This window comes from Paraburkholderia steynii (assembly GCF_900100565.1).
Lineage (GTDB): Bacteria > Pseudomonadota > Gammaproteobacteria > Burkholderiales > Burkholderiaceae > Paraburkholderia > Paraburkholderia terrae.
In genome coordinates this window covers 35,391-47,554 of the sequence record NZ_FNDI01000047.1, presented here as the reverse complement: position 1 = coordinate 47,554, position 12,164 = coordinate 35,391, and the positions used below count along the sequence as shown (strand labels likewise).

The following is a 12,164-nucleotide window of genomic DNA, read 5'->3' as shown; positions in this document are numbered from 1 at the left end:
GCGGTGTTAGCCGCTTTCTTTTGCCTACTTTTCTTTGCGGCGGCAAAGAAAAGTAGGTGCCGCCCCGCACAGGGGCGACGCGTGAAGCACGCTAACAAATCGCGGATGCCAGCACAAAAGCAAGCACACAATGAAGGCTTGCGCAGCAAACATCCCATCGCGAACGCCAGCAAAAAACCAAAACCCCTAACGTTCAAATCTCAAGCTCCAAAAACTGCGTCCCTTCAACAGGATTAAACACATAAGCAGAAATCGGCCTGAACCCAAGAGAAGCATAGAGCCGCTGCGCGCTCTTCATACTCGGCAGCGTATCGAGCCGCATCCTCCGATACCCCGCTTCCTTCGCAGCATGCACGACAGCCTGCGCAAGCAGTGTCCCAAGCTGACGCCCACGCCCTTCGGGCCGCACATAAAGCCGCTTCATCTCGCAGATATCAAACTCGAAAGCCCGCAGCGCAACGCAGCCGATCACGCGTTCGTCGCGCCAAGCGAGCAATATCGTGCCACGCGGCGGCGAGTACTTACCGGGCAGCGCGGCCAGTTCCTCATCGAACGCCTGAAAGCCAAGGTCAACACCAAGACCATCCGCGTACTCGCGGAAAATCGCCCGCACGGCGTCGATATCGTCGGGAAAACGGGCGGGCCGAATGTCGATCATCGAAGTCTTTCTGCAATGTGTGATGTATGCAAGTGTAGTCGCGCATCGCGATACGTTCACACCAAGGAGAAAGCGGACGCACCCCGCACGAAGAAGGGCAAGAGATCATGGCAACGATATAGCCAGATCCGCCGACTGCGGCCCAAGCCGGATACTCTGCGAGCAAGGCGCAAGCGTCGGCACGTCGCATCCTTCAGATAGGCATTGAGCCCAAGAAGCGCAACAGCAACAACCTTGACGCCTTCAGGCGATCGCATCAGCCTCCGCAATATGCCGCACGATGGCCGCATTGACCTTGTCAGCGTGCGTGAGCGGTCCCATGTGTCCTGCACCTTCGACGATGGCAAGCCGCGCCGCTGGCAACAGCATCGGCAGTCGCTCGGCAATCGCGCGCGTCGGAATGGGCGCGTGCTGGCCGCGCATGATCAGCGCCGGGACACGCAAACCTGTGTATGCGCTGGCGGGCGTGCGCTCGTCGAGCAGTGCGCGGAAGTCGAGTGGCGCCTTCGGCGCCCAGCGCGTGAGTGCGTCCTGCACCGAAGGCCGCAGTGCTGCCCACGCGCCCCGGCCGCCCCAGTAATCGACGAATGAAGCCGCCGCGCCCCGATAGTCGCCACAGCTCACGCCATCGGCGGTGCGCTTCGAAATCGCAACGATTTCCGCAAGCGCGTGCGCTCCATACGAGCCCATCATCTTGAGCAGATGAAACGCCGAGGGCTCGTATAGCGTCAGACTCGCGATACGCTCGGGCCGCTCGACGGCTGCGCGCAACGCCACGCCGCCGCCATACGAGTGGCCAACGAGATGCACCTTGCCATGCGATGCGTCGATGATGCCGACGGTCTTCGCGGCCTCGTCGGCGAGCGTGAACGCGCGCTCGCCGCTCCACGGCCCCGTGCTGTCGCAGCCGTAGTGCTCGGGCGCGGCGAACGCGTGACGCGAGCCAAGCGCTTCGCCGAGCTTGCGCCATTGCGCCGCTCCCGAGCCTGAGCAATGCAGTGCGATCACCGACGTTACGGATGAAGAGGCTTGCGATGTGACTGTGCTGTCCATGTTGTTGAGAGAGTCAGAAAGTTGGATCGTGACGTCGGCGCGTGTGCGTCAGTCAATTTCGCTTGCATGCATGCGGCGTTCGAGTTCGACCATGTCGACCGCGGATGCGAGGTACGCGTCGCGGCGGCTATGTTCAGCACGGTCAAGCGCCTTTCTCAACAACTGGAATAGATAGATGAGCATGATGTCCTCTGGTCGATCACGTGATCGATTGCGTAGCGGCATGAATGCCGTGTACTCGCAGAGTCCATGCCACGTTGCTGCAAGCCTTGTCTGCCGGGCGTTTCAGCTGTCTCTGCGGGTTTAATACCGGGCGAAGCGTCGTCGCAAAGCCGACAAACCCTGAATGGAAGTTGGACTGAAACAGACACGTATGCCGTGTCGCGACGCATCACGGGACGACTTCGCCGCGCGTGAGCGCAGCGAAGTCAGTTGACGCAGGAAAAGCGGCGTCTGAAGGAAACGACCAGACGATCCGCGTCAGACTCCATTCACACGCGTTCCACCACGACTTCGAGATACTCGCTCGGCAGGACGAGCGTCGCGTCGTTCGAGCGGTTGCGGCTCTCGATCAACGCCATCAGATCGCGAAGAAACGCCGCGTGCGGTTCGCCTTCGAGTGCGGCAAACGCCTTGTTCATCGGCCCATAGAACGTGCGGAACACGTCGACGAAATGTTCCGGCGAACGGTAGCGGAACGTGAAATCGCGGCTGGCCGCGATGACGTTCCTGGCGTTCGCGCCGAAAAGCTCTTCCAGGCGCGCCTTCGTGCCCCAGAGCGCGGGTGACTTCACGCCTGCCGGCGGTGGAATGTACTTGCCGATCGTCTTGAATAGCTGCCCAATGAAACTCTCCGGCGTCCAGTTCGCGAGACCAATCCGTCCGCCCGGCTTGCAAACACGCACGAGTTCGGCGGCCGCTTTCTCCTGGTCAGGCGTGAACATCACGCCGAAGGTCGACATCACGATGTCGAATGAGGCATCCGCGTAGGGCAGCGCTTCAGCGTCCGCTTGCTGGAACTGCACCGGGAGCCCTTCGGCTTGCGCGCGCGCACGGCCGGAATCTAGCAGCGAGGCGACGTAGTCGGTCGATGTGACGTCGCAATAGCGGCGCGCAGCGGCAAGTGTCGCGTTGCCGTTGCCGGCGGCAACGTCGAGCACGCGATTGCCGGCGCGTACATCGAGCGCTTCGCAGAGGTTCTCTCCGACGATTTGCAGCGTGGTACCAACAACGGCATAGTTGCCCGTCGACCAGGCCACCTGCTGGCGGAGCTTGACGGCGGTGAAGTCTGCAACGGGTGCGAAAGCGGAATCAACAGCGGACATGAAGAACTCCTGAAGGGCCAGGGCAGCGATGCGCGAGTGCATGGTTGTGCTGCGTGTCTGATGGCGCCGCGAATGCTTGCTGCGAGCATGCCCGCGCGGCGAACGGGCAAATCAAACTGAACTAGAAGACGCGACGGCTACTCGACAGTTACTCGACAGCGCTGATGCCCGAGCCGCCCATTTCGCTCGGCAGGTCCCTGAGTTTTGGCAGGCCATCGTTCATGGGTAGCACGGACTCCGGGTAGTGAACGTGGACACCCGCTGCATACGGGAAGTCGTCTACAACCGCGGCATAGACATCGATGAGGCCGAGTCCCGGGTGCTCCGTGAAGAGATGTCCGCCGCACAACCTGCACCATTTGCGATAACTGTGCGGTGTCTTGTTGTAGGTGCTGATGTCCTCGGCACCATGTGTGACGCGCAGTGCGTTGGGGCTCCAGAGCGTGAATGCATTGATCGGGCTGGCCGACCAGCGGCGGCACGACTCGCAATGGCAATAGCCCATTCCCGCAGGTTCTCCACTCAACGTGAACTGCACGGCGCCGCAAAAGCATTGGCCTCGATAGATGTCCGCGTGACTCATGTTTGTCTCCGGATAAAGAGGTGCCCGCGCCTTTGACGTTCCATGAGCGCTTCACCGTTCGTTGGTGCAGAATTGCATGGGTGCTAGTATCGGCACGCAAGCCGGTTCGAGGAATGACCAGGCGTCCAGATGTTTTGCGCAGGACGCCGAAACTGATGGGCGCTTTTATGGATGCTTTTTCAGATGTCCTTCGCGTGGTGCGTCTCGGAGGGGCGGTGTATCTAAACGCCGACTTAACCGCACCCTGGTGTGTCGTCGGGGAAGTCACGTCGGATTTGTGCGCCACGTTCCTGCCGCGCGCTGAACGCATCGTGTCCTATCACCTCATAACGGAAGGCAGTTGCTGGGCTGCCCTCGTTGACGATCCTGCTTCTGCGATTCGTGTCGACGCAGGAGAACTTCTCGTCGTACCGCAAGGCGAAGCGCATCTGATGGGCAGTTCACTCGACGTCGAGCCCGCGCCTTCGGACGAACTCATGGCGAAGTATCTGAGCACCTCGCCGGGCGAAGTGATGACGTTGAATTTCGGCGGTGGTGGTGCGCACACGCGGATCATCTGTGGCTTTCTTGCGTGCGACGATTCATTGACGAACCCGGTCCTTTCGGCACTGCCGCGACTCTTCAAGGTCGACATGCGCAACGATCCACAATCGGCGTGGCTCGAATCGTCGTTGAAACTTGCCGCCAACGAAGCGGCCGACTGGCGCGTGGGCAGCGCGATCGTGCTCGCACGGCTTTCGGAGCTGCTGTTTGTGAAGGCGGTGCAACGTTGCATCGAGTCGCTGCCGGCAGATCGCAAGGGTTGGCTGGCAGGAGTAGGCGATCGTTTCGTTGGCCGCGCACTCGCCATGCTGCATGCGCAACCCGCCTATGGCTGGACCGTCGAAGAACTCGCACGCAAGGTAGGTCTCTCGCGTTCGGCGCTTGCGCAGCGCTTCACGGAACTGCTTGGCCAGCCGCCCATGCAGTACCTCGCCCGATGGCGCTTGCAGGTCGCAGCGCAGACGTTGCGGGACGGAAACCAGACGCTTGCGGCAGTGGCCGAGCAGGTTGGGTATGAATCGGAGGCTGCATTTAATCGCGCGTTCAAGCGGGAATTCGGCATGCCGCCCGCCAGTTGGCGACGCAGCAAAGGTCTGGCGGATGGCCGCGATTCGATCGATGCAGACGCCGATACTCGAATCGGTGACGATTCGTCTGAAGAGCGCTTCGTGGCGGGTTAGCGGCGGTTGAGCTAACGCGCGCTAACCGGCGAGCGTGTGGCCGGAAAGAAGCAATGGCGGACGAGGGTTGCACGCGGTAGCGTCGCCTCGTCATTCCTCACGAGCCGGTTCAAGTTCAACGACTGCAAGTTTCGCAGCCGTGTCGCCAATCACGCGGCTCCGATGTCCTCGACCGCTTGTGTCTTCGAGAAGCAGGGCATCGCCGGGCCGGACGCGGTGGTGCTCTCCATCAGACGCCTCGAATTCCATTTCTCCGTCGAGAACGAATACCCACATGCGAAGCGGAGATGGATGCAGGTCACCGATCCATTCGGCCGGAACCACAAGGAAGCCGTTGCGTAAGGCGGGTACAAATGCTGAAACGTTAAAAGCCGGTGCGGGTGGCGCAAAGCTACGTGTGAACGTTTCGACGGATGCACGTTCGAAATGCGATTCGCCAGCGGGGTCGGCATAGAGTCGCAAGTAACTTACCGTAGCGGACGTGGCCATCGCGCATCTCCTTTCAGGAAGATGTCAGTCTACAACTGTGGATGCAGTGCAAGATCGGCGATGCGGCAGCGATGAGCACTGACACGGTTTCACCACGGGTGGAGGACGCTAATCGGCGGAGGCAACTGCGTTGCTCGTCTATTCGCAACTAACTGTCTGCCGCCACCAGCGCCCCCGACAGCTGCCGCGCGAACTTCTGTCTACAGGCAGAGGGCGATATACCCGTTTGCCCAGACATGCAAGCGCCAACGCGCCCAAGGGCGGCCCCACAACGCCTCCACGCACCATCTACGGCGCGTGTCGATCGACAGTGCTAGTCTTTGCGCTGATCGCGCATACCGGCCGTCGCGAACTTCATCGCGCTTCGCGGCTCTTAGCGCAAACGGCGACGCGTCGCGGGCCGCATCTGCACCCGGGCGCCGCGCTGTCCACCGTGCTCAACGGGCACAGACGACCGAGGCGAGGTAACGTGAATGAACACACCATCCAACAACGACGTTGTCTTTCTGTTCGACGTCGATAACACGCTGCTCGATAACGATCACGTGCTGACTGACCTGCGCACGCACATGACGCGGCAATTCGGAGAAGAAAATAGCGCGCGCTACTGGCAGATCTTCGAGGATCTACGCAGCGAACTCGGCTATGCGGACTACCTTGGCGCACTGCAGCGCTATCGAACCGAGCACCACGACGACACGCAGCTATTGTTGATGTCGTGCTATCTGATCGATTATCCGTTTGCGAATCGCGTATTCCCCGGTGCGCTCGATGCGCTGCGCTATGCGAGCGAGTTCGGCAAGACGGCGATTCTTTCCGATGGCGACGTCGTGTTCCAGCCGCGCAAGGTCTCGCGCTCGGGCCTGTGGGACGAAGTCGAAGGACGCGTGCTGATCTACATTCACAAGGAGCTGATGCTCGACGACGTGATCGCGCATTATCCGGCGCGCCATTACGTGATGGTCGACGACAAGCTGCGCATTCTCACAGCGATGAAAGAGCAATGGGGCGACCGCCTGACGACGATTTTCCCGCGCCAGGGTCACTACGCCCTCGATGCCAAGGAGATCGCGAAGTATCCCGACCCTGACATTACGATCGAACGAATCGGCGAGCTGACGTCGATCGACTTCGACGCGTTGACGGCCAAGCGGCGTTGACCGACGAATAAAGCACGCCGCTATTCGCTCATCCATTCGCCGCTCAGATCGCTGCTTTGCAGCAACTCCAGCAGCGTGCCCGCCGGCTGACTGAGCCGCTTCGCGCCCAGCGCGATGAATTCGACGTCGGGTAGGGCGGGCAAGCTCGCGCTGTTCACGGGCGGCGCGAGCCCGCGCGCGGACACGTATTGCGATTTCGCCGTCAACCCCAAGCCGCCGCGCGCGGCCGCGATGCAGCCCGCGTGGCTGCTGCTCGTGCAGACCACTTCCCAGCCGAAGCCTTTCTCGGCGAGCGCATTCAGCACGACGGCGCGCGTCACGCTCGGCTCAGCGACGAGCACCAGCGGCAACGGCTGTTCGAGATCGACGATCGTGCCGGGCCGCGCAATCCATTCGAGCCGCGAGCGCAGTAACGGCGTGCCGCGTCGCTCGCCCAGGCGTCGCTTGCCGACGAGCAGATCGATCGAACCGGCATCTAGCAGTTCATACAGGCGGCTCGTCATGCCGATCGTGATCTCCAGTTCCACATCGGGATGAGCCGCGCGAAACGCGGCCAGCACGTTCGGCAATGCGCCGAGCGCGATGTCGTCGGAGGTGCCAAGGCGCACGCGTCCCTTCAACCTCGGCTTGCGGAACTGCGATTCGGCGCGATTGATGGCCTGCAGGATCACGTTGGCATGCACGAGCAGCGCTTCGCCGTCGGCGGTCATCGCGAGCGAATGCGTGTCGCGCACGAATAGCCGTCTGCCGACGCTCTCCTCGAGGCGGCGAATATGTTCACTGACGCTCGACTGATTCAGGTCGAGCCGTTTGCCTGCCTCAGTAAAGCTGCGGCAGGTGGTGACGGTGGCGAACGTCCTGAGCCAGAGGGGATTGAGCATGCGGCATTGTCATCGGCATTAACGATGACAGTCAATGCCTTCAGGTGACTTCCCGATTGCCGGTGAAATCGATACCATGATTGCTACATCTGGATCTGGACGAATCGGCCCGATCGCCGGTTCGGCGAAACGCCCGTTTCCGAGGCGCTGTCATTGCGACGCTATGTTTAACGGCTTCCGTCGCGCCTCTCCGAACTTCATCATGACCCGCGATTCCTCACACACCGCGCTACTCTGGATCGTCGCCGCTGCCTTCTTCATGCAGGCGCTCGACACAACCATCGTCAACACTGCGCTGCCTTCGATGGCGCAAAGCCTTCACGCATCGCCGCTCGCGATGCAACCCGTCGTCGTCTCATACTCGCTGACGATGGCGCTTCTCACACCCGCCTCTGGCTGGTTCGCCGACCGCTTCGGCACGCGCCGCGTGTACTTCGCCGCGATTCTCGTGTTCGTGTTGGGGTCGGTGTGCTGCGCGGGCGCGCACACGCTGGATCAACTCGTGATTGCGCGAGTGCTGCAAGGCGTCGGCGGTTCGATGCTGCTGCCCATCGGGCGGCTTGCCGTGTTGCGCCGCGTGCCGGGCGAGCAGTACGTATCCGCGCTCGCTTTCGTTTCGATTGCGGGGCAGGTCGGGCCGATCGTCGGGCCGACGCTGGGCGGCTGGCTCACGCAAGCCATTTCGTGGCACTGGATTTTCCTCGTCAACGTGCCCGTCGGCGCGATCGGCCTGATCGCCGTGCAGCACTTCCTGCCGCACGATAATGCAAGCCATCCGCCGCCGTTCGATTTCATCGGCTGTGGTCTGCTTTCGCTCGCGATGATCCTGCTCTCGCTCGCGATCGATCCGCCGATGAGCACCTATCGTGTCGAATGGTCAGTGGGTCTCGCGATGGCGGGCGTCGTCGCAGCGCTGGCTTACATTCCGCATGCACGTTCGAGCGAGCGGCCGCTGTTCAGGCTCGCGCTATTCAGCGAACCGAATTTCAGCGTTGGCTTGATCGGCAACCTGCTGTGCCGGATCGGATCGAGCGCGGTGCCGTTCATGCTGCCGCTGCTGATGCAGGTGCAACTCGGCTATTCGCCGCTGCGCTCGGGGATGATGATGCTGCCCGCCGCCATCGCCGGAACCGTGTCGAAGCAATGGATCGCGCCGCTCATCAAGCGCTTCGGCTATTCGGCGTTTCTGCTCGTCAATACGATGATCGTCGGCTCGACGATCGTCGCGTTCGCGCTCGTGTCGAAACAGTCGGCGCCGCTGCTGGAAATCGCGCTGCTCGCCGTGTTCGGCGCGGCCAACTCGATGCAGTTCGCCGCGATGAACAGCGTGACGCTCAAGGGCTTGTCGCACGCGGATGCAGGCAGCGGCAACAGCCTGTTTTCGATGGTGCAGATGCTGGCGATCGCGATGGGCGTGTCGATCGGCGGCGGGCTGGTCAACCTGTTTTCTGCTGGCGTGGGTTCGTCGGCGACGGGATTCATGCTGAGCTTCGTTTGCGTCGGCGTGATCACGCTGCTGTCGGCGCTCGTGTTCCGGCGGCTCGATGTATCGCCGGCACGGCCTGCCGTCGCGGCGCGTACGGCGCGGTGATTCGCGCTTCATCGGGGCATATGGGTGTACTGCGCACGCTCAACGAGATGATCGACCATGCGCTGCGCGGCAGGCTGTAGCGATTCGAAATCGCGAAAGCACACCACGAAATTCCGCTTTGCCCATTCGTCCGTCAACGGAATGACACGCACGTCGAGAATGCGCGCGTACGTGTCGCCGACCACTTGCGGAATCACGCTGATGCCGAGCTTCGCGGCCACCACGCGAAACGCGGCATCGAAATTCGATACCACCGCCCGATATGACACCGTGCCGCCCGCGCGCGCGGCGGCGCGTTGCAGCATCATGTGTACCGAGGTTGTCGGCGGCAAGCCGACGTGCTCATAGCCGAGCGTGTCCGTGAAGCGAAGCGTCGAGCGTTTCGCCAGCGGATGATCGGGATGCACGGCCAGCGCGAGCCGGTCCTCGCGATACGGCCGATGCTCGAGCCCTTCCAGATCCACGTTGTCCCAGCACACGCCGACGGACGCGGCGCCTTCGCGCAAGCGCCGCACGAGATCGTGCGACAGCCACTCCTCGACATGCACGCGGATGTTCTCGTGCGCCGGCATGCTCATGAACGAGGCGACATCGTCGAGCAGGCTTTCCGCAATCGCCGATGCCGATGCGCACACGCTGACGCTGCCGCGCAGACCGCTGCCGAATGCGGCGACGTCGCTCGCAATCCGGTCCATCGTGAACAGCACGCTACGCGCATGTTCGAGCAGTGCGACGCCGGCGGGTGTGGGCTGCACGCCGCGTCGCGAGCGCGTGAAGAGCGGTACGCCGAGGTCGCTTTCCAGTTGCGCAATCCGCTTGCTGACGGCAGAAGGCTCGATGTGCTCGTCGTGCGCGGCGCGCGCCATGTTCTTGTGCTCGCACACGGCCACCACGAGCCGCAAGGTTTTCAGATCAATGTCGCGCACGCGCTGTGTCTCCTTGTGAGTTTCCTGTTCGGAAACCTGGCGCTTCCAAAATAGCGCTTTATGTATCAGATGGAATGTCTAAAGTTAGCACAACGCCGGCATGACTACGACCGGCTTGCACTTTGGAGACACCTCCCATGCCCCCATTCCCATCGAACGTCGTGATCCGCGAAGTCGGCTTGCGCGACGGGCTGCAAAGCATCCAGACCATTCTTCCGACGCACCGGAAAATCGAATGGATCACCGATGCGTATGCCGCCGGTCAGCGCGAAATCGAAGTCGGTTCCTTCGTGCCCGCGCGTCTGTTGCCGCAACTGGCCGATACGGCGGAACTCGTCGCGTTCGCGAAGACGCTGCCGGATTTGCGCGTGTCGGTGCTGGTGCCCAACCTGAAAGGCGCCGAGCGAGCCATCGATTCACGCGCCGACCTGATGCTCGTGCCGCTGTCCGCGAGCCACGCGCATAGCCTCGCGAATCTGCGCAAAACGCCCGACGAAGTGATCGCCGAAGTCGCGCGCATGCGGGCGGCGCGCGACGCTGCGGGTTCGAAGACGTTGATCGAAGGCGGCATCGGTACGGCGTTCGGCTGCACGATTCAAGGCTCCGTCGATCAGTCCGACGTGCTGCGCTGCATGCAGGCGCTGCTCGATGCGGGCGCGGATTTCGTGAGTATCGCGGACACCGTCGGCTATGCGAGCCCTGCCGCCGTGCGCGATCTGTTCGAGAAAGCGCGGCACATCGCGGGCGACCGCTTCTGCTGCGGCCATTTTCACGACACGCGCGGTCTCGCGCTTGCGAATGTCTACGCGGCGCTGGAGGCGGGTGTTGCGCGCTTCGATGCGACGCTCGCGGGCATCGGCGGCTGTCCGCATGCGCCGGGCGCGAGCGGCAATGCGTCGAGCGAAGACCTCGCGTTCATGCTCGCGGACATGGGCATCGAAACGGGCATCGACATCGAAGGGCTTCTGGCGTTGCGCGCAAAGGTCGCGCAGTGGCTGCCGGACGAAACGCTGCACGGCTCGCTGTGGCTCGCGGGCTTGCCTAAAACCTTTGCCAATCACACTGCTATTGCCTGAGGGCCGCCATGAACACTTCCACTCGACTGCCTCTCGACGGCGTGCGCGTCATCGAATTCACTCACATGGTCATGGGCCCGACGTGCGGGATGATCCTCGCGGATCTTGGCGCGGAGGTCATCAAGATCGAGCCGCCGGGCGGCGACAAGACGCGCAAGCTGCCGGGTCTGGGCATCGGCTTTTTCCGCACGTTCAATCGCAACAAGAAGAGCGTCGTGCTCGATATCAACACGTCCGAAGGCCACGCAGCCGCTGAAGAACTGATCGGTCAATGCGACGTCATGCTCGAAAATTTCCGGCCTGGCCTGATGACGAAACTCGGGCTCGATTACGACACGTTGTCGAAGAAGTTTCCGCGCCTGATTTACGTGTCGCACAAGGGCTTTCTGCCGGGGCCGTATGAAAAGCGCCTCGCACTGGATGAAGTCGTGCAGATGATGGGCGGCCTTTCTTATATGACCGGGCCAGTGGGGCGGCCGTTGCGCGCGGGTACGTCGGTCAACGACATCATGGGCGGCATGTTCGGCGCGATCGGCGTGCTGGCTGCGTTGCGCGAGCGCGATTTCACAGGGCGCGGCCAGGAAGTGCAAAGCGCGCTGTTCGAGAACTGCGTGTTCCTCGCCGGCCAGCATATGCAGCAATACGCGATGACGCATGAAGCGCCGCCGCCGATGCCGTCGCGCGTCTCCGCGTGGAGCGTCTACGACGTGTTCACGCTGGCGAATGACGAGCAACTGTTCATCGGCGCAGTGAGCGACAAGCAGTTCGTCACGCTTTGCGACGTGATCGGACGGCCCGATCTGGCCGAGGAACCGCAATTCGCGGACAACGCGATGCGCGTCGCCGTGCGTCCTGAACTGCTCGCACGGCTTGGCGACATCCTCAAGCATCATCGCACCGACGAACTCGCGCCGAAGCTCGAAGCAGCGGGCATTCCTTACGCGCCGATCGTGCGCCCCGATCAACTGTTCGACGATCCGCATCTGAAGCAAAGCGGCGGCCTCGTGCCGATGCAAACCGACGACGGCGACACGACGGAAGTCGTGCTGCTTCCGCTGACGATGGGTGGCCGCCGGCCCGGCGTGCGTCAGGCGCTGGCGAAGGTCGGCGAGCATACGCAAGAGATTCTGGCGCGGCTGACAGGTAGAGCGGCCGCCTGAACGCATAGCGGGCGAGGAAGTAAAAGACACGAACGAATC

General features: G+C 62.2%; 13 protein-coding genes. 5 read left to right on the top strand and 8 right to left on the bottom strand.

Going from position 1 to position 12,164, the window contains the following annotated elements:
- Nucleotides 1–193: 193 nt before the first annotated feature.
- From BLT65_RS42990 to BLT65_RS42970, 5 genes are all read right to left on the bottom strand, one after another.
- Nucleotides 194–658 (bottom strand): GNAT family N-acetyltransferase, encoded by a 465-nt coding sequence (locus tag BLT65_RS42990; RefSeq protein ID WP_091790243.1) that lies wholly within the window; start codon nucleotides 656–658, stop codon nucleotides 194–196.
- Nucleotides 659–901: 243 nt separating this feature from the next.
- Entirely contained in the window at nucleotides 902–1,711 is an 810-nt protein-coding gene (locus BLT65_RS42985) for an alpha/beta fold hydrolase (protein WP_091790242.1), read from the bottom strand.
- A 48-nt stretch (nucleotides 1,712–1,759) separates the two neighbouring features.
- A complete protein-coding gene (locus BLT65_RS42980; RefSeq protein ID WP_081921511.1) occupies nucleotides 1,760–1,894 on the bottom strand; it encodes a DUF3563 family protein in 135 nt (44 codons plus the stop codon).
- A gap of 308 nt (nucleotides 1,895–2,202) precedes the next feature.
- The gene (locus tag BLT65_RS42975) at nucleotides 2,203–3,036 is read right to left on the bottom strand and encodes a class I SAM-dependent methyltransferase (protein ID WP_091790241.1); all 834 of its coding nucleotides are present in this window, start codon (nucleotides 3,034–3,036) and stop codon (nucleotides 2,203–2,205) included.
- Nucleotides 3,037–3,184: 148 nt separating this feature from the next.
- Nucleotides 3,185–3,619, bottom strand: coding sequence for a GFA family protein (locus BLT65_RS42970; RefSeq protein ID WP_091790240.1), 435 nt, complete (start codon nucleotides 3,617–3,619; stop codon nucleotides 3,185–3,187).
- A gap of 167 nt (nucleotides 3,620–3,786) precedes the next feature.
- Between BLT65_RS42970 and BLT65_RS42965 the strand changes: the two genes are divergently transcribed.
- Nucleotides 3,787–4,842, top strand: coding sequence for an AraC family transcriptional regulator (locus tag BLT65_RS42965; RefSeq protein ID WP_236674354.1), 1,056 nt, complete (start codon nucleotides 3,787–3,789; stop codon nucleotides 4,840–4,842).
- Nucleotides 4,843–4,932: 90 nt separating this feature from the next.
- Here the strand turns inward: BLT65_RS42965 and BLT65_RS42960 are convergent, their stop codons facing one another.
- Entirely contained in the window at nucleotides 4,933–5,331 is a 399-nt protein-coding gene (locus BLT65_RS42960) for a cupin domain-containing protein (protein WP_091790239.1), read from the bottom strand.
- A 473-nt stretch (nucleotides 5,332–5,804) separates the two neighbouring features.
- Here BLT65_RS42960 and BLT65_RS42955 point away from each other — a divergent pair, with 473 nt between their 5' ends.
- Nucleotides 5,805–6,491: an HAD family hydrolase gene (locus BLT65_RS42955; protein WP_079503202.1), complete on the top strand. Its 687-nt coding sequence runs from the start codon at nucleotides 5,805–5,807 to the stop codon at nucleotides 6,489–6,491.
- Between the two features lie 20 nt (nucleotides 6,492–6,511).
- On the opposite strand, the gene BLT65_RS42950 is transcribed toward BLT65_RS42955, so the two are convergent.
- Entirely contained in the window at nucleotides 6,512–7,372 is an 861-nt protein-coding gene (locus BLT65_RS42950) for a LysR family transcriptional regulator (RefSeq protein WP_091790238.1), read from the bottom strand.
- A gap of 202 nt (nucleotides 7,373–7,574) precedes the next feature.
- Here BLT65_RS42950 and mdtD point away from each other — a divergent pair, with 202 nt between their 5' ends.
- Nucleotides 7,575–8,963 carry a multidrug transporter subunit MdtD gene (mdtD, locus tag BLT65_RS42945; RefSeq protein ID WP_091790244.1) on the top strand — a complete coding sequence of 463 codons (1,389 nt, stop codon included), beginning with the start codon at nucleotides 7,575–7,577 and terminating at the stop codon, nucleotides 8,961–8,963.
- 8 nt (nucleotides 8,964–8,971) lie between these two features.
- Here the strand turns inward: mdtD and BLT65_RS42940 are convergent, their stop codons facing one another.
- Nucleotides 8,972–9,889 (bottom strand): LysR family transcriptional regulator, encoded by a 918-nt coding sequence (locus tag BLT65_RS42940; protein WP_091790237.1) that lies wholly within the window; start codon nucleotides 9,887–9,889, stop codon nucleotides 8,972–8,974.
- A gap of 137 nt (nucleotides 9,890–10,026) precedes the next feature.
- Between BLT65_RS42940 and BLT65_RS42935 the strand changes: the two genes are divergently transcribed.
- Nucleotides 10,027–10,965 carry a hydroxymethylglutaryl-CoA lyase gene (locus BLT65_RS42935; RefSeq protein WP_091790236.1) on the top strand — a complete coding sequence of 313 codons (939 nt, stop codon included), beginning with the start codon at nucleotides 10,027–10,029 and terminating at the stop codon, nucleotides 10,963–10,965.
- 8 nt (nucleotides 10,966–10,973) lie between these two features.
- Complete coding sequence (locus tag BLT65_RS42930; protein WP_091790235.1) at nucleotides 10,974–12,125, top strand: CaiB/BaiF CoA transferase family protein; 1,152 nt, start codon at nucleotides 10,974–10,976, stop codon at nucleotides 12,123–12,125.
- Nucleotides 12,126–12,164 lie beyond the last annotated feature (39 nt).